Origin of the sequence: Phyllobacterium sp. TAF24, assembly GCF_052113785.1 — a bacterium.
In the GTDB taxonomy this organism is placed as follows: Bacteria; Pseudomonadota; Alphaproteobacteria; order Rhizobiales; family Rhizobiaceae; genus Phyllobacterium.
The window spans coordinates 122,580-138,547 of record NZ_JBFRDN010000005.1; the positions used below are offsets into that span (position 1 = coordinate 122,580).

Consider the following 15,968-nt stretch of genomic DNA (forward strand, 5'->3'; position numbering starts at 1 on the left):
TTCATTTTTGATGAATTGACTGGGAATGCTTTGGTGTGTTCAAGGATACGGTAATAAAAATTCTGAAGGAGCATGGCATGAGTGAGCGTATCGAGATCAACGGACTGAAGGTGGCAAAGGAACTCTACGATTTCGTGGTGAACGAAGCCATTGCCGGAACTTCAGTCAATGCCGATGCCTTCTTCGAAGGGTTGGCCGCTATCGTTGATGACCTCTCACCCAAAAACCGGGCGCTGCTGGCCAAGCGCGATGCTTTTCAGGAGAAACTGGACGCCTTTTATCGCGAAAAGCGTAACACGGGTTACACGCAGGACGAGTACGAAGCCTTTCTTCGCGAGATCGGCTATTTGCTGCCCGAGGGCGGCGCTTTTTCCGTCTCGACCAGCAATGTTGACCCGGAGATCGCTGTCACTGCTGGACCGCAGCTCGTCGTGCCTGTCATGAACGCCCGCTATGCGCTCAACGCTGCCAATGCCCGTTGGGGTTCGCTCTATGATGCGCTCTATGGCACCGATGCGATCCCGGAAACCGATGGCGCCGAAAAAGGCAAAGCATTCAATCCTGCGCGCGGTGCCAAGGTCATCGCCTGGGCCAAGGCTTTTCTCGATGAAAGCGCGCCCCTCGACGGCGGAAGCTGGGCGGATGTTACCGGTCTTTCCGTTGATCACGGCGCATTGGCGCTAAAGGACGGTAATGGTGCGGTTTTACCGCTGAAGGATCAGGCGCAGTTCGTTGGTTACAAGGGCGATGCAGCCACGCCATCTGCTGTTCTTCTGGTCAAGAACGGCATGCATGTGGAAGTTGTCGTCAATGCCGATCACCCGATTGGCAAGACTGACCGGGCCAATATTGCCGATGTGGTTTTGGAGTCAGCGCTCACCACAATTCAGGATTGCGAAGATTCTGTTGCTGCCGTTGATGCGGAAGACAAGGTTGTCATCTATCGCAACTGGCTCGGCCTGATGAATGGCGATCTGCAGGATACGTTTGATAAGGGCGGCAAATCAGTCACGCGCAGGCTCAATCCCGATCGCGACTATACGGGTAAGGATGGCAAGCCGGTTACCCTGCCGGGCCGCTCGCTTATGCTGGTGCGCAATGTCGGCCACCTTATGACCAATCCGGCTATTCTCGACAAGGATGGCAACGAGGTGCCCGAGGGCATCATGGATGCGGCAATCACCGGTTTGATTGCGCTGCACGATGTCGGCCCGAACGGTCGCCGCATGAATTCGCGCGCCGGTTCCATGTATGTGGTGAAGCCAAAAATGCATGGCCCCGAAGAAGTGGCCTTTGCGTCGGAACTCTTCGGCCGGGTGGAAGCCTTGCTTGGCATGCAGCCCAACACGATGAAGATGGGCATCATGGACGAGGAACGCCGGACGACTGTGAACCTCAAGGAAGCGATCCGTGCGGCAAAAGAACGGGTTGTGTTCATCAATACCGGTTTCCTTGACCGCACTGGCGACGAGATTCATACCTCTATGGAAGCCGGACCGATGATCCGCAAAGGCGACATGAAGCAGGCATCATGGATCGGTGCCTATGAGAACTGGAATGTCGATGTCGGGCTTGAGTGCGGCCTTTCCGGCCATGCGCAGATCGGCAAGGGCATGTGGGCCATGCCTGATTTGATGGCCGCAATGCTGGAGCAGAAGATCGCCCATCCAAAGGCTGGTGCCAACACCGCATGGGTGCCTTCACCGACGGCGGCTACGCTGCATGCAACGCACTATCACAAGGTCAATGTGGCTGAAGTTCAGGCTCAGTTGAAATCACGCGGACGTGCCAAGCTCAGCGATATTCTGTCGGTGCCCGTTGCCTCACGGCCCAACTGGACGCCCGAAGACATCCAGCGCGAACTCGACAACAATGCGCAGGGCATTCTCGGCTATGTCGTCCGCTGGGTTGATCAGGGTGTTGGTTGCTCCAAGGTTCCTGACATCAACAATGTCGGCCTGATGGAAGACCGCGCTACTTTGCGTATTTCCGCCCAGCATATCGCCAACTGGCTGCACCACGGCGTTGCCAGCCAGGCACAGGTGCTGGAGACCCTGAAGCGCATGGCCGCTGTCGTTGACAAGCAGAACGAAGGCGATCCGCACTACCAGCCAATGGCTGCGGATTTCGATGGATCAATCGCGTTTCAAGCGGCCTGTGATCTCGTGTTCGAAGGTCGGGCCCAGCCGAATGGCTACACGGAGCCGGTCCTGCATCGCCGCAGGCTGGAACTGAAAGCCCAGCGCGCCGCAGCATAGCGACGGATGGGCACCTATCGCCTTCTGGCCCTGCTTCTTTTCGCATTATTTGCGGAGGCAGGGTTGGCGAGGGCGCAAGGTGGCGAACCTACCATTGAAATCCTCAACTGGGGCCTGACGCGGGCCAAGGATGTCGGGACGGAAACCGCGCCGGATACGCCGACGGGCTATAACAGGCTCGTCGACGGCCCGGTTGAAGTTATCCGGGCAGAGAAAATCACCGCCTGCCTCGGTACGAGTTTCGGCGTTATGTACGCCGCTTTCAATATTCCCGATTTTCAGATCGTGCCCATTATGGTTGTGGTACAGCATCCCGCCATTCACACACCTGACGGCCGGGTCATGTTGCGCAGCAGCTGGCCCGATGGTGCTATCCGGCGGCAACGCTATGCGGGATGGGTGTTTGAAAAGAGCTACGAGCTTGTATCGGGTGTGTGGACCTTTTCGCTCCAGGACGCGAAGGGACACGAATTCGCCACCAAGAGTTTTGATGTCCTGGCAGGGAACTGCCCCATATCTTGACGGGACCTATGCCCTTCCGGGGATCGGGCCTGTCAGGCAGCTCTGGATCGACGCACCGAGAAATCGCACTGCTTTTTCGATGTCTTCATCGCCTAGGCCCGGCAGTTTCAACACAACGCGGCTCAAAGCAAATCCTATGATATAGGAGGTGACAAGCGTAGCGCGCAGTTCCGCGTTGGCCGCTTCAATCCTATCCGCCAGTGCCACGACAAAATTCGCATGCAAATGTCGCGCGACGATGGGCGCTGCGACCGGGCTGAGTGCCGACAATAAGAGAAATTGAAACGGGTCGAATTGAAGAACTTCGGCGTCGCGGTTGAAAGGCCCTGCAAGAAACCGGGCAGTGTGTTCACCCCACCCATTGATGGGGCCCTGAGCTATATCATTGATATCGAATGCAGAAGCAGCAACTTCGGCGAACAATTCTTCTTTTGAGCCAAAATAACGGTTCACGAGCGCGGCGTTAACGCCCGCATCGCCAGCGATTTCACGCACGCCCACATGATCGTAGCCCTGCCGTGAAAAATGCAATTTTGCGGCCTGCAAAATGCGACCGCGGGTTTCTCCGGCATCCCGCTGATGCATGGGGATGGTGGTGTTTGCTGGTTTTGCCATTTGCCCTATATGTAAACGAGTGTTGACTTGCGCTATATCCGGAACTATAAGTCAACGACTGTTTACAAGCAATATGGAGTATATGCCATGACCCAGCGTATGGCTGGCCGCACGGCGGTTATAACGGGTGGAACAAGTGGCATTGGTCTGGCGACGGCAAAGCTTTTCCACGCGGAAGGCGCGCGGGTTGCCGTTCTTGGCCGCGATGAGAGCAGGCTTGCTGGCGCAACAGGCGAGATTGGCAACGATGTTCTCGGTATTGCCGCTGACGTTACAAACCGCGCCGAATTACAGGCGGCCTTTGACGTGATCAAACAGCACTTCAGTCATATAGATGCTTTGTATATCAACGCCGGAACATCAGATTGTCCGCCGCTGCTTGAAACCACAGAAGAGGATTTTGATGGCATTTTCAATCTGAACGTGAAGGCGGCTTTCTTTACATTTCTCAATGCCCTGCCGCTGCTCAGTGATGGGGCGTCAGTGATATTTACAACCTCCGCCGTGCAGAACCGCGGACGTCCGGGTGATATGCTCTACGCGGCAACGAAAGCTTGCCTGCGCAGCTTTGCCCGCACGCTGGCGGCTGATGAAACGATTCATCAGCGGAAGATTCGCATCAACACTGTAAGTCCTGGGCCGATCAATACGCCAATGACCGCTGATCTGGTCGCGAACGCAGAAGTGGATAGCTGGGTCAAGGGACAGGTGCCGATGGGTCGTTGGGGCGATGCGGATGAAGTCGCCCGGGCTGTGCTGTTCCTTGCCTCTTCTGATTCCACCTTCACGACCGGTGCCGATATTGCCGTCGATGGCGGCCTTGGCCAGATTTGATTCACAGCACCCGGTTATGACTGTATCTGGCTGAAGAAAGCGCTCATCTGAACCTGAGAGTGGATGCGACGACGAAGACAACGGACGGTTGCAAATAGCAATTGTCACAAGCCGAAATTAGACTATTTGATAGGGCAGATACTTCCTCTGTCTCTCAGACACAATTTGGCGATTGGGTTCATCCATGAGCGATTTGCCCCTTTCAGTGCTTCAGGACGCCCATAGGCTGGCTGCGCTTGACGAATATGATATCTTGGACACGCCGCCCGAACCGGCATTCGATAATATCGTTTCTCTTGCCAAACAGATTTGCGAAACTCCGGTTGCCTTGATCAGTCTGGTCACGGGTGACAGGCAATGGTTCAAAGCCCGCTCTGGTTTCGAACCCTGCGAGACACCGCTCGAACAGTCGGTCTGTGCCCATGCCCTGCTGACAGGTTCAGTTCTCATTATTCCCGATCTGACGTTGGATGAGCGCACCAAGCACAATACGCTGGTGACGGGCGAACCCTTCATCCGGTTTTATGCCGGAGCCGTGCTCAACACACCAAGCGGCGAGGCAATTGGTACGCTCTGCGTCATTGACAATGCGCCGCGTCCCGCCGGACTGACTGAAGCACAGGCCGAAGCTTTGCAGGATCTTGCCGAGCAGGTCATTACCATTCTCGAATTGCGCCGCGTGGTTGAAGACCGCAATGATGTTGTGATCCAGCAGCGCCGCACGGTTCGGGCCACCCTCAAGCGCGCGCTATCCAGCGAAGCGGCACGCAACAAGCAATATCGGATTGATGGTTGGCTCGTACCTGCCCAGCAGGCGGGTGGCATCGGTGCATTCGAACTCGATATGAAGAGCAATACATCGCGGGTGACACCAGAGATGTGCAGGCTTTACGGGTTGGCTGTAAATGACCAATACGCGGCCACGACGTTCGAAGCATTGACCTACGAGGAAGACAAACACCTCGTATCGAACCAGTCCACGCGACGGGACGGCAATGTTATTCTGGATATCGAGTACCGCATCAAGCGCGCCGATGACGGGGCGCTGCGGTGGTTGAGCCGCCGGGGTGAACTTGTCCATGATGATAAGGGGCAGCCGGTGGCCTTCCGGGGCACGGTTCAGGATGTGACCAAGCGCAAGCAGGCTGAAATCCGGCAGACTGCACTGCTAGAACTTGGTGATAGTATTCGCGATGCCAATACAACCGGTGAAGCGGCAGAGATTGCCTCAAGGATATTGGGAGAGAATCTGGGTGCCGGTCGCGCAGGATTTGCCATCATCGATCTCACGGCGGATCTCTTCAATGTGGAGCACGACTGGACAGCGTCGGATCTAAAGTCCATGGCTGGCCGGCATTCGCTGGTTAATTTCAAGGCGACAATCAAGAACTCGCAAATCGGCATACCCATCGCCGTTTCTGACGTAAACAGCACGGACTGGCTCGCCCTCGACTATGATGGTTATGCCGCAATCCAGGCCCGATCCTTTATCAATGTCCCGTTGATGCATGGCGGCGAACTGGTGGGGCTGATGTTCGTCCATGGTGAAAATCCACGCGATTGGCAGACGGATGAGATTCAATTCGTGGTCAGTGTTGCCGACCGAACCTATGCCGCCATCGCCAAGCTGCAGGCCGAACACGAGCAGGGCATTCTCAATCAGGAACTCAGCCATCGGCTGAAAAACACCCTGACCATGGTGCAGGCCATCGCGACACAAACCCTGCGTGATGCGCCGCAGGATGCCGTCGAGGCATTCAAGCAGCGCATCATGGCGCTCAGCTCTGCCCACAATGTGCTGTTGCATCAGAATTGGTCGGCGGCACGTATCCGCTCGGTACTGGAAAGTGTTCTGGCATTGCATGGCGAAACGTCACAGTTCAATTTGCGCGGCCCCAATCTCAATCTCGGTCCCAAGGCCGTTCTTTCGCTGTCATTGCTGCTGCATGAACTTGCAACAAACGCGCTGAAATATGGGTCACTGTCCAACGCGCATGGCAAGGTGGATATCAGTTGGGAGATTCAGCGCGCGCAGTCGCAGATGGAATTCGTGCTAACATGGCGTGAGCGGGGTGGTCCGGCAGCAATAGCTCCTGAAAAAAAGGGATTCGGTTCGCGCCTGATCCGTTTTGGTCTGTCGGGAACGGGTGACGCCGATGTCCAATATGAAAAGGAAGGGCTTGTGGCACAGTTCAAGGCGCCGCTGGCGCTGATCATGGACAATTGATTGGACGCTTTTTAACGGCAGGGAAGGGCAGACCGGATGAACACCAAAACAGCGCTTGCCCGTACTTTTGGCACTATTCTGACAGTTCTTTTGCTCTGCTGTGGGGTTGCCGCTGCGGCGGATGATCCATCTGATGCCGACCTTTACCAATCGCAGGCGGTGGTGACAGGGCGCGGCGATGCAAACAGAGCGCTTGGCCTTGCCCAATGCCTGCAAGATGTACTGGCGAAAGTTTCTGGCGATCCCCGTCTGATCGGCGATCCGGCGGCTATTGCGCTTGGAGCCAATGTTGCAGGACTTGTCACCCGCTTTGAATATCATGATCACCTGTCGGGCCAGCCCATACATGACGAACAGGGTTCTTACGATCGTCCACAGGATTTGACCGTCTATTTCAACAAGACTGCCGTAGATTCGTCACTGAATTTGCTTGGACGCCAACCATGGCGTGCAGCCAGACCGCGTGTCGCGGTATTTCTCGATATCAGGCCGCCCAAGCGCGTTTTTGTCATGACGAGTGACAATGAAGAAGACGCTGACATGCGCAGCGCTCTTCAAGCTGCGGCTACGAAAGTTGGTCTGCCGATTGCACTGCCGACCAAAGCCCAATTGGCCCAAAAAGGTTGGACCGTGCAGACATTGCCGACTGCTGATCTTACCGAACTCAATGCCGCTGCAAAGAGCGGGATAGGTGATACAGCGCTTTCCGGTGTGCTGGTGTGGAGCAATGAGGCGATGGGCTGGGTTGCCGATTGGCGGATCAATGGCCGGCATAAAACGTTTCACTGGCAAATCCGTGGTGTTAGCTTCGATGATGCCTTTCGCAACGGAATGCGTGGCGCCCTACAGGTTTTGTCCGGCCACGGCCAGCCAAAATAGCAAGAGGTTAACCTTAGTACGCATTGTTTAAGGCATCATTTGATGCTAAAATCGTGCCTATCAAGGAATATGAAGATGCGTACCACACTTGCTCTCGATGATGACTTGGTTGCCAAGGCACAGGAATACACGGGCTTGCGGGAGAAATCCGCACTTATGCGTGCGGCCCTCAAGGCTTTGATCAACAGTGAGAGTGCCCGTAGATTGGCACTTCTGGGTGGGAGTGAACCTGATTTGAACACTATACCCCGGCGTCAAGTTATGCCGGACGTTCAAGAATGATCCTTGCCGACACTTCAGTTTGGATAGATCATCTGCGTTACGGCGATGCGGAGTTAGTACGACATCTCAACACTGGGCAAATATTAATCCATCCGTTTATCGTGGGGGAACTAGCTTTGGGGAGTTTGCGGCAGCGTGAACTCATTTTGAACAGCCTTCAGGATTTGCCGAAAGTACAGGTGGCCGATGACAAAGAGATCTTGTATTTTATTGACGCTGAAACAATCTTTGGTCTTGGTATCGGCTATGTCGATGTGCACTTGCTGGCTGCAACACGGCTGACGCCCGGCACACGGTTATGGACAAGAGACAAAAGATTGGCTGCGGCTGCAACTCGTCTACAGCTCCAAGCTGATTTTCACTAATCACGACACCATGAACCAGAATTTGCATCGTCAAGCGAACACACCTTGTTTGCTGGCTGATTCTTGTTTACGCGATTGGTCATGAAACTGCTTGCCCTTGATACTGCTTCGACTCTTTGCTCCGTCGCTGTTCTCGATGTTGAAACCGGGACTATGCTCGCCGCAATCAGTGAGGATATTGGCAAGGGGCATGCCGAACATCTGATGGCATTTATCGAACAGGCATTGAATGAAGCCGCCATATCAATCGGCGAAATCGGCAAAGTTGCCGTAAGCGTTGGTCCGGGCTCGTTCACGGGTGTGCGTGTCGGGGTATCGACGGCGCGTGGGTTCGGCCTCGCGCTGAAATGTCCGGTGGTGGGTATCAGCACACTTGAAGCGCTGGCTTATGATGCCCGGCAGACATTTGCCGGACGGCCCGTGCTGTCCATCATTGATGCGCGGCGGGATGAGATTTATGCGCAATTCTTTGCGTCAGATGGCTCGATTGGCTCGGTGCCCGGTGTGACGACGCTGCCAGAGGTTTTTACCGCATTGTCGGAACGCCAGAATGATGTGGTACTATCCGGTTCGGGTGCGGCGCTTGTCAACGCCGGTCTTGAGCAGAAGCTGGATGTGGCTGTGACAACATCGACAGGAACGATTGGAGCCTTTGCCCGCCTTGGCGCGCTGCGCGAGATCAACGGCGAAGCGCCCAAACCGCTTTATCTGCGCGGGCTTGATGTTAAGCCCCAACAGGGCTTCGTGTTGAAAAGGAAGGTCGCGGAATGATGGGTTTTCCCCTGGGTAATCTGCGAAACCGCCCTTTTGTCATCGAGCGATTGATGAGCGCCGATGCGACCCATTTGGCAAAGCTGCACATGCTGACCTTCAGCAAGCCATGGAGCGATGAAGAATTCCATGCGCTGATCGTGCAGGAAAATGTCTTCGGATTCATTGCGCGAGAAGAGGGCAACCGATCCGCACCACCGGGCGGTTTTGTGCTGGCTCGGCTTGTGATTGATGAGGCCGAAATACTGACTATTGCCGTCGCACCATCATCACAACGCCGCGGCCTTGGCCACGCTTTGATGGATGCTACCTTGCGCCATTTGCACAATGCCCGTGCAGACATGTTGTTTCTTGAGGTCGATGAGACGAACATTCCGGCGCTGGCGCTCTATCGTCGCCTTGGCTTTAAACAGGTCGGTAAGCGTCCGGGCTATTATGAGACCGCTGATGGGCGCTCAGCTGCCCTGACAATGCGCCGCGATCTGAAGCAGGTCCGCTGATATGATGGCATGGGCCCGTTTCATCGTAACGGCAACGGCATTCGTCCTGATCACTGCGATCTCGATCCCCTTGCAGTATTTTTTCCTGAAAGCCGGTTTGGGTTTGCGTAAAAGCTTTCCCATTTTCTACCATCGTATTGTCTCCAGATTGCTTGGCTTCCGTATTCACATGCATGGTGACATGGCAACGGAGCGACCATTGCTGCTGGCGGCCAATCACGCCTCATGGTCCGATATTGTGATTCTGGGGTCGCTCAAGGAGTTGTCTTTTATTGCCAAGATTGAAGTTGCGAGCTGGCCGTTGTTCGGGATGCTTTCCAAGCTGCAACGCTCTGTCTTCGTTGAGCGTGAAAAACGCGGCAAGACCCATGATCAGGCGAGCGAGATTGCCACGCGCCTTGCCGCCGGTGATGTCATGGTGCTGTTCGCCGAGGGTACAACGTCTGACGGCAATCGCGTATTGCCTTTCAAGACCTCGCTATTTGGCGCTGCACAGGTGGCTATTCGCGAAACCAGCGTTGAAACAGTCACAGTGCAACCCGTGGCCATTGCCTATACGCGTGTGCATGGTGTGCCCATGGGCCGGTTTCATCGCCCGCTGATTTCGTGGCCGGGTGATGTGCCTTTGGGACCAAGCCTGATCGGGCTTTTGAAGGATGGTGCGATTGACGTTGATGTCTGGTTTGGCGAACCGATGACCATCGATGCCAAGACCAATCGCAAGACCCTGGCACGGTTAATGGAGGAGCGGGTGAGGGCGATGATGTTGTCATCACTGCTCGGACGCGATCTGGTTACGCCTCGCGTGGAAAACCCCGAGACGGCCATTCTCCCTGACTCTGCTATTCTCAAAGACGATAAAAAGCTTTAGAAGCCTCGCATGGACGATATCAGCATCTCTCATAAACCGGACGAGACATCCGGACCCGCAGCAATTTCACCGGCCCTTGCCAATACGCGCAAGGTCTATGTGAAGACCTATGGCTGCCAGATGAATGTCTATGACAGCCAGCGCATGACGGACAGTCTGGCCGCCGAAGGCTATACACCCACCGATACGGCTGATGACGCCGATCTGGTGCTGATCAACACCTGCCACATCCGCGAAAAGGCTTCCGAAAAGCTTTATTCAGCGCTGGGCCGTTTGCGCAAGATGAAGGACGCCCGCGCCAAAGAAGGCCGCGAACTGACTGTCGGCGTGGCGGGCTGCGTGGCACAGGCTGAGGGTGACGAGATCACGCGCCGGGCGCCGGTGGTCGATCTGGTGGTTGGACCGCAAACCTATCATCGGCTGCCGCAGGCGCTTGCCCGCGTGCGTCAGGGCGAACGGGTTGTTGAAACCGAATATGCCATTGAAGACAAGTTTGAGCATCTGCCTGCGCCGCGCAAGGAGCAGACGAGAAGCCGTGGTGTGACCGCTTTCCTGACCGTTCAGGAAGGTTGTGACAAGTTCTGCACCTTCTGCGTTGTGCCCTATACCCGTGGTTCGGAGGTCTCGCGCCCGGTAGCGCAGATACTGAAGGAAGCCGAAAAGCTTGCGGATGCCGGCGTGCGTGAACTGACCCTGCTCGGCCAGAACGTCAATGCATGGCACGGCGAGGGTCCCGATGGACGCGAATGGGGATTGGGCGAACTGCTTTACCGGCTCGCAGAAATCCCCGGCATTGCGCGTTTGCGCTACGTGACCAGCCACCCGCGCGATATGGACGATATGCTGATCCACGCCCATCGCGACCTGCCGATGCTGATGCCGTATCTGCATCTGCCGGTGCAATCAGGCTCAGATCGCATCCTCAAGGCGATGAACCGCAAACATACAGCTGCGGATTATGTCAGGCTTATTGATCGGATTCGCGATGCGCGTTCTGATATCGCCCTGTCAGGTGATTTCATTGTCGGCTTCCCCGGTGAAACGGAAGAGGATTTTGAGGCGACGCTTCAAATCGTGCGCAATGTCACCTATGCCGCCGCCTATTCCTTCAAATATTCGCCGCGCCCCGGCACGCCGGGTGCCGATATGGATGATCACGTTCCTGAAGCGGTGAAGGATGAAAGGCTGCAGCGCCTGCAGGTATTGCTGTCCGAACAGCAATACGCCTTCCAGCGCAGTCTCGTCGGCAAGACCATGGATGTGCTGATTGAAAAGGCTGGGCGGGAGCCGGGACAGATGGTTGGACGATCTCCTTGGTTACAACCTGTAATTATCGATGTACATGGCGGCGAAATCGGCGACATAATCAGGGTACGAATCATCAGCACAGGAACCAACAGTCTGGTTGGGGTTCGTGAGATGGAAACTACGGGCGATGGGACTATATAAGGACTGAACACCTTTTGGTAAGGAGAGCCGATTGACCGCCACCGAAAAGCTGAAACCCGCTCCATCAGGAGCCTCGGATCTGGCGCATATCGTACTGACATTTGATAATAACCGGCTGGCAAGTGCCCTGTTCGGTCAGTTCGACGAGAACCTTGCCCGCATTGAACAGAAACTGGGTGTGGATGTCCGATCCAAGGGCAACCAGCTTGCCATTCGCGGCGAACCCGGTGCGACGGAACAGGCCCGCAGGACTCTCGACCAGCTTTATGAACAGCTGCAGAAAGGCCATGACATCTCGGCGTCCGATGTGGATGGTGCCTTGCGCATGGCTATTGCCGCTGACGATCAGTTGACGCTTCCCACCATGGAAAACAAGAGCAAGATGGCTGCTGCCCAGATATCGACTCGCAAGAAAACCATTTTTGCCCGCACGCCGACGCAGGATGCCTATATGCGGGCGCTTGATCGCTCCGAAATGGTGTTCGGTGTTGGACCTGCCGGTACCGGCAAGACCTATCTGGCTGTGGCCCATGCTGCCATGCTTCTGGAACGCGGTCTGGTGGACCGGATCATTCTTTCCCGTCCAGCTGTCGAAGCGGGCGAGCGTCTGGGCTTCCTGCCCGGCGATATGAAGGAAAAGGTCGATCCCTATCTGCGCCCGCTCTATGATGCGCTCTATGACATGATGCCTGCCGACAAGGTGGAACGGGCGATTGCTGCCGGTGTGATCGAAATTGCACCGCTGGCCTTCATGCGCGGACGTACGCTGGGCCACTCTGCCATCATCCTCGATGAAGCGCAGAACACGACAGCCATGCAGATGAAAATGTTCCTGACCCGTTTGGGTGAAAACGGCCGCATGATCATTACAGGCGATCCGAGCCAGGTCGATCTGCCACCCGGCCAGAAATCCGGCCTTGTCGAGGCACTGAGAATTCTCGAAGGCGTTAGCGGCATTGTCACCGTTCGGTTCTCAGACGTGGACGTTGTCCGTCATCCGCTCGTAGCGGCAATCGTCCGGGCCTATGATAAGGAAGGTGCCAAGCCCTGAGATAGCTTCGATCATTTCACTCCGATGGTCATGGGGTTCGTCGGGGGAATGGTCGATATTCTCTGATCGCTGGTGATATAACTTTGATCGATATCGATATTCTGGTTGAGACAGACGGCTGGGCAGATGAGTCGGAACTGCGCACGTTTGCAGAACGGGCCATTGCTGCTGCGTGGCAGATTCTCGACGGGGGCTCGCAGCCTGAAAGCGAACTCAGCCTCGTATTCACCGATGATGCGGCGATCCGCGCGCTTAACAATGACTGGCGCGAAAAGGACAAGCCGACCAATGTCCTGTCATTTCCGGCCTTCCCCATCAAGCCGGGTCAAAAGCCGGGGCCGATGCTCGGCGATATCGTTATTGCGCGGGAAACGGTCGAGCGCGAAGCGATTGACGAGCAGAAGCCGTTTGACCACCATCTGACCCACCTGATCGTGCATGGATTTCTGCACCTACTCGGTTATGATCATATTGTTGAGAGCGAAGCGGAAGAGATGGAGGGACTGGAGCGTAAAATTCTTGCGCATCTTGCCATTCCCGACCCATATGCGCTATCGGTCTCTGACGATCAATCCGATTGAGGACCATGTCTGACACGTCGCACCAGAACGATCCTGCCGCACCCGCAAAGGGCATAACCGGGCAGGAGAGTGACGCCGAGGGGCAAAGTAGCACCAGAGCGCCCGCCACTGAAAAGCGCTCGCTTCTCACTGCAATTTTTCCATTCCTGCGCGCTCGCCCGGGTACATCCTTGCGAGAGGATATCGATGCGGCGCTGGCTGGCACCGATCATGGCGATACGGCATTCTCGCCGGAAGAACGCGCCATGCTGCACAATATCCTGCGCCTGCGCGAATTGCGCGTGGAGGATGTGATGATTCCGCGTGCCGATATCGAAGCTGTGGATATCACCACAACCCTTGGCGATCTGCTTGAGGTTTTCGAAAAATCCGGCCATTCGCGCATGCCTGTCTTTGCTGAAACGCTGGATGATCCGCGTGGCATGGTCCACATCCGGGATGTGGTCAATCACATCACCAAGATTTCGCGGGTGAAGACCCAGCGGCGTACGTCGGCCAAGGCACCGAAAGCGCCCGCTGCTGCCAAGTTTGATCTGGGCAACGTCGAACTGACCAAGACGATTGCCGAACTCAGCCTGATGCGCCCGATTCTGTTTGTGCCGCCTTCGATGCTGGCCAATGATCTGATGGGCCGCATGCAGGCGCAGCRCATCCAGATTGCGCTTGTCATCGATGAATATGGCGGTACCGATGGTTTGGTATCACTGGAAGATATTGTGGAAATGGTCGTCGGCAATATTGAAGACGAGCATGACGACGATGAAGTGATGATCATGGAAGAGCCGGAAGGTATCTTCATTGCCGACGCGCGTGCCGATCTTGAAGAGATCGCCGCAAAAATCGGCTCGGGCTTCGTGGTTGGCGAACATGGCGAGGATGTGGATACGGTCGGCGGTTTGATCTTCTCGATCCTTGGGCGCATTCCCGTGCGCGGCGAAATGGTGCAGGCGGTTCCCGGCTATGAGTTCCATGTGCTGGAAGCCGATCCGCGCCGTATCCGCAAGGTTCGCATCGTACCACTGCGCCATGCCGAGCGCCGTCCGCGCACCCCGCGGCAAGGCGCGGCGGATGAACCTGCCGAAATGGACGAATGATTGGCGCAAGTCTCACCGACTAAGACTGAAGAAAAATCAGAAAGGGTGGGGCTTGGCATGATCCAGCGTCTGGCCGGTAAAATCATCCTTCTATGGGGATGGAAGCGTATTGCGCTGGCCTTTCTCATGGGCGCTCTGGCGAGTTTCGCACTGCCACCCTATGATTTTTTTGCCGTTTGCTTCGTTTCCTTTCCTGTTCTTGTCTGGCTGATCGATGGTGCCGTTGATAATGCGGGGGCAGGTCCCATTCGCAGGCTGTTGCCAGCGGCCATGATCGGCTGGTGGTTCGGCTTCGGTTATTTTGTTTTCGGGCTCTGGTGGATTGGCAATGCCTTGCTCGTCGATGCCGCCAATTTCGCCTGGGCTATTCCATTGGCGATCCTTGGATTGCCTGCGGTTCTTGCCATTTTCTACGCTTTTGCGGCTGCATTGGCCCGGTTCTTCTGGAGTGAAGGGCTTGGGCGTATCCTGTCACTGGCATTCGCTTTTGGCGTTGCAGAATGGCTGCGCTCCTTTGTTCTGACCGGCTTTCCATGGAATGCCATTGGCTATGCAGCAATGCCGGTTCCAGTGCTCATGCAGTCGTCGGTCATTGTCGGGCTGCTGGCAATGAATGCGCTGGCTGTGCTGGTATTCTCCATGCCCGCTCTATTGGCGGGTCGCCGGGATATCAGGACGGGCGTGATTCTGGCGTTGGTTCTGGTCTGTGCGCATGCCGGTTATGGATTCTACAGACTGCAGACGGCGAGCCTTGTGGCCAAGGGTCCGAACGTGCGTATTGTCCAGCCGTCCATCGCGCAGGACCTCAAATTCGATGCAGGTGCTCGCCGCGATATTTTTGACAAATATCTTGGTATGAGCGCCCAACCGCCAAAAGCGGGGGTCGCCAAACCGGATATTATCGTCTGGCCGGAGACCGCTGTTCCCTATATTCTGACCAAGACGCCGGATGCTCTGCAGGCTATTGCCGACACGCTTGATGATGGACAGATGCTGCTCGCAGGCGCTATTCGCATGGAAGAGCCGGGCGGCAATCAACAGCCGCTTTATTATAATACGATATATTCCATCAACGGCGCGGGCGAGATTGTCGGCGCGGCGGACAAGGTGCACCTCGTTCCTTTTGGCGAATATCTGCCGCTTGAAGGTATTCTGCGCAGTCTGGGCGTCAGTGAGGTTGTGGAAATGCCCGGTGGCTTTACATCAGGAGCGTCGCGGCAATCGCTGAAGGTGAATGATCGTTTCGTTGCCCTGCCATTGATCTGTTACGAGGCAATTTTTCCCGCTGAACTCGGTTATCAGGGAGCCCCCGCAGATGCGATCATCAATGTGACCAATGATGCATGGTACGGTGATACGCCGGGGCCATACCAGCATTTTCGTCAGGCGCAGTTGCGTGCTGTCGAGCAGGGCTTGCCACTGGTTCGCGCAGCCAACAATGGGTTGTCGGCAGTTGTCGATCCTTATGGTCGAATCATTGACGCTTTGGCACTGGATGCCGTTGGCGTTATTGACGCGGCGCTACCGGGTAAGGTTCAGCTACCATTAAGTGAAGCCTTACGCAGGTTTCAATTTCTGATTGTACTCAGCGTGTTTTTTGCTGCGGTACTGGCGTATTTTTACCGTGACAGAAGGCGTCTTGGTTGACTTTTATGTCGTTGCCCTGTCG

The 15,968-nt window shown here is 55.8% G+C and carries 16 protein-coding genes; 15 read left to right on the top strand and 1 reads right to left on the bottom strand.

Annotated features, from left to right (window positions below; translation table 11 throughout):
* Positions 1–77: 77 nt before the first annotated feature.
* Both AB4Y96_RS06590 and AB4Y96_RS06595 read left to right on the top strand, forming a co-directional pair.
* The gene (locus tag AB4Y96_RS06590) at positions 78–2,258 is read left to right on the top strand and encodes a malate synthase G (RefSeq protein ID WP_441916340.1); all 2,181 of its coding nucleotides are present in this window, start codon (positions 78–80) and stop codon (positions 2,256–2,258) included.
* Positions 2,259–2,264: 6 nt separating this feature from the next.
* Positions 2,265–2,780, top strand: coding sequence for a DUF3859 domain-containing protein (locus AB4Y96_RS06595; RefSeq protein WP_441916341.1), 516 nt, complete (start codon positions 2,265–2,267; stop codon positions 2,778–2,780).
* A gap of 6 nt (positions 2,781–2,786) precedes the next feature.
* Here AB4Y96_RS06595 and AB4Y96_RS06600 read toward each other — a convergent pair whose 3' ends face one another.
* Positions 2,787–3,395: a TetR/AcrR family transcriptional regulator gene (locus AB4Y96_RS06600; protein WP_441916342.1), complete on the bottom strand. Its 609-nt coding sequence runs from the start codon at positions 3,393–3,395 to the stop codon at positions 2,787–2,789.
* Positions 3,396–3,482: 87 nt separating this feature from the next.
* Here AB4Y96_RS06600 and AB4Y96_RS06605 point away from each other — a divergent pair, with 87 nt between their 5' ends.
* The 13 genes from AB4Y96_RS06605 (at position 3,483) to lnt (ending at position 15,946) form a co-directional block, all read left to right on the top strand.
* The gene (locus tag AB4Y96_RS06605; RefSeq protein WP_441916343.1) at positions 3,483–4,229 is read left to right on the top strand and encodes an SDR family oxidoreductase; all 747 of its coding nucleotides are present in this window, start codon (positions 3,483–3,485) and stop codon (positions 4,227–4,229) included.
* 184 nt (positions 4,230–4,413) lie between these two features.
* Positions 4,414–6,456 (top strand): GAF domain-containing protein, encoded by a 2,043-nt coding sequence (locus AB4Y96_RS06610; RefSeq protein WP_441916344.1) that lies wholly within the window; start codon positions 4,414–4,416, stop codon positions 6,454–6,456.
* Between the two features lie 36 nt (positions 6,457–6,492).
* Positions 6,493–7,335, top strand: a complete 843-nt coding sequence (locus AB4Y96_RS06615) for a DUF2066 domain-containing protein (RefSeq protein WP_441916345.1) — start codon at positions 6,493–6,495, stop codon at positions 7,333–7,335.
* Between the two features lie 75 nt (positions 7,336–7,410).
* Positions 7,411–7,617 carry a type II toxin-antitoxin system VapB family antitoxin gene (locus tag AB4Y96_RS06620; RefSeq protein ID WP_091878685.1) on the top strand — a complete coding sequence of 69 codons (207 nt, stop codon included), beginning with the start codon at positions 7,411–7,413 and terminating at the stop codon, positions 7,615–7,617.
* Entirely contained in the window at positions 7,614–7,982 is a 369-nt protein-coding gene (locus tag AB4Y96_RS06625; protein ID WP_091878683.1) for a type II toxin-antitoxin system VapC family toxin, read from the top strand. Before AB4Y96_RS06620 ends, AB4Y96_RS06625 begins: the two co-directional genes overlap by 4 nt.
* Positions 7,983–8,063: 81 nt before the next feature.
* Positions 8,064–8,753, top strand: a complete 690-nt coding sequence (tsaB, locus tag AB4Y96_RS06630) for a tRNA (adenosine(37)-N6)-threonylcarbamoyltransferase complex dimerization subunit type 1 TsaB (protein WP_441916346.1) — start codon at positions 8,064–8,066, stop codon at positions 8,751–8,753.
* Positions 8,750–9,253, top strand: coding sequence for a ribosomal protein S18-alanine N-acetyltransferase (rimI, locus tag AB4Y96_RS06635; protein ID WP_441916347.1), 504 nt, complete (start codon positions 8,750–8,752; stop codon positions 9,251–9,253). The genes tsaB and rimI overlap by 4 nt, the downstream gene beginning before the upstream one ends.
* Before the next feature lies 1 nt (position 9,254).
* On the top strand, positions 9,255–10,124 hold the full coding sequence (locus AB4Y96_RS06640; protein ID WP_441916348.1) for a lysophospholipid acyltransferase family protein: 870 nt from the start codon (positions 9,255–9,257) through the stop codon (positions 10,122–10,124).
* Between the two features lie 9 nt (positions 10,125–10,133).
* Positions 10,134–11,573, top strand: a complete 1,440-nt coding sequence (miaB, locus tag AB4Y96_RS06645) for a tRNA (N6-isopentenyl adenosine(37)-C2)-methylthiotransferase MiaB (protein WP_441916349.1) — start codon at positions 10,134–10,136, stop codon at positions 11,571–11,573.
* Positions 11,574–11,604: 31 nt separating this feature from the next.
* Positions 11,605–12,624 (top strand): PhoH family protein, encoded by a 1,020-nt coding sequence (locus AB4Y96_RS06650; RefSeq protein ID WP_244518220.1) that lies wholly within the window; start codon positions 11,605–11,607, stop codon positions 12,622–12,624.
* A gap of 77 nt (positions 12,625–12,701) precedes the next feature.
* Positions 12,702–13,205, top strand: coding sequence for an rRNA maturation RNase YbeY (gene ybeY / locus AB4Y96_RS06655; RefSeq protein WP_441916407.1), 504 nt, complete (start codon positions 12,702–12,704; stop codon positions 13,203–13,205).
* 5 nt (positions 13,206–13,210) lie between these two features.
* Positions 13,211–14,299, top strand: coding sequence for a hemolysin family protein (locus AB4Y96_RS06660; RefSeq protein WP_441916350.1), 1,089 nt, complete (start codon positions 13,211–13,213; stop codon positions 14,297–14,299).
* Positions 14,300–14,356: 57 nt separating this feature from the next.
* Positions 14,357–15,946 carry an apolipoprotein N-acyltransferase gene (gene lnt / locus AB4Y96_RS06665; protein ID WP_091878670.1) on the top strand — a complete coding sequence of 530 codons (1,590 nt, stop codon included), beginning with the start codon at positions 14,357–14,359 and terminating at the stop codon, positions 15,944–15,946.
* The last annotated feature ends 22 nt before the right edge of the window (positions 15,947–15,968 follow it).

What these genes read in the sequence shown, in the direction of transcription:
- AB4Y96_RS06590 (WP_441916340.1), top strand. Translation starts at nt 78, where the DNA reads ATGAGTGAGCGTATCGAGATCAACGGACTGAAGGTGGCAAAGGAACTC.
- AB4Y96_RS06595 (WP_441916341.1), top strand. Translation starts at nt 2,265, where the DNA reads ATGGGCACCTATCGCCTTCTGGCCCTGCTTCTTTTCGCATTATTTGCG.
- AB4Y96_RS06600 (WP_441916342.1), bottom strand. Translation starts at nt 3,395, where the DNA reads ATGGCAAAACCAGCAAACACCACCATCCCCATGCATCAGCGGGATGCC.
- AB4Y96_RS06605 (WP_441916343.1), top strand. Translation starts at nt 3,483, where the DNA reads ATGACCCAGCGTATGGCTGGCCGCACGGCGGTTATAACGGGTGGAACA.
- AB4Y96_RS06610 (WP_441916344.1), top strand. Translation starts at nt 4,414, where the DNA reads ATGAGCGATTTGCCCCTTTCAGTGCTTCAGGACGCCCATAGGCTGGCT.
- AB4Y96_RS06615 (WP_441916345.1), top strand. Translation starts at nt 6,493, where the DNA reads ATGAACACCAAAACAGCGCTTGCCCGTACTTTTGGCACTATTCTGACA.
- AB4Y96_RS06620 (WP_091878685.1), top strand. Translation starts at nt 7,411, where the DNA reads ATGCGTACCACACTTGCTCTCGATGATGACTTGGTTGCCAAGGCACAG.
- AB4Y96_RS06625 (WP_091878683.1), top strand. Translation starts at nt 7,614, where the DNA reads ATGATCCTTGCCGACACTTCAGTTTGGATAGATCATCTGCGTTACGGC.
- tsaB (WP_441916346.1), top strand. Translation starts at nt 8,064, where the DNA reads ATGAAACTGCTTGCCCTTGATACTGCTTCGACTCTTTGCTCCGTCGCT.
- rimI (WP_441916347.1), top strand. Translation starts at nt 8,750, where the DNA reads ATGATGGGTTTTCCCCTGGGTAATCTGCGAAACCGCCCTTTTGTCATC.
- AB4Y96_RS06640 (WP_441916348.1), top strand. Translation starts at nt 9,255, where the DNA reads ATGATGGCATGGGCCCGTTTCATCGTAACGGCAACGGCATTCGTCCTG.
- miaB (WP_441916349.1), top strand. Translation starts at nt 10,134, where the DNA reads ATGGACGATATCAGCATCTCTCATAAACCGGACGAGACATCCGGACCC.
- lnt (WP_091878670.1), top strand. Translation starts at nt 14,357, where the DNA reads ATGATCCAGCGTCTGGCCGGTAAAATCATCCTTCTATGGGGATGGAAG.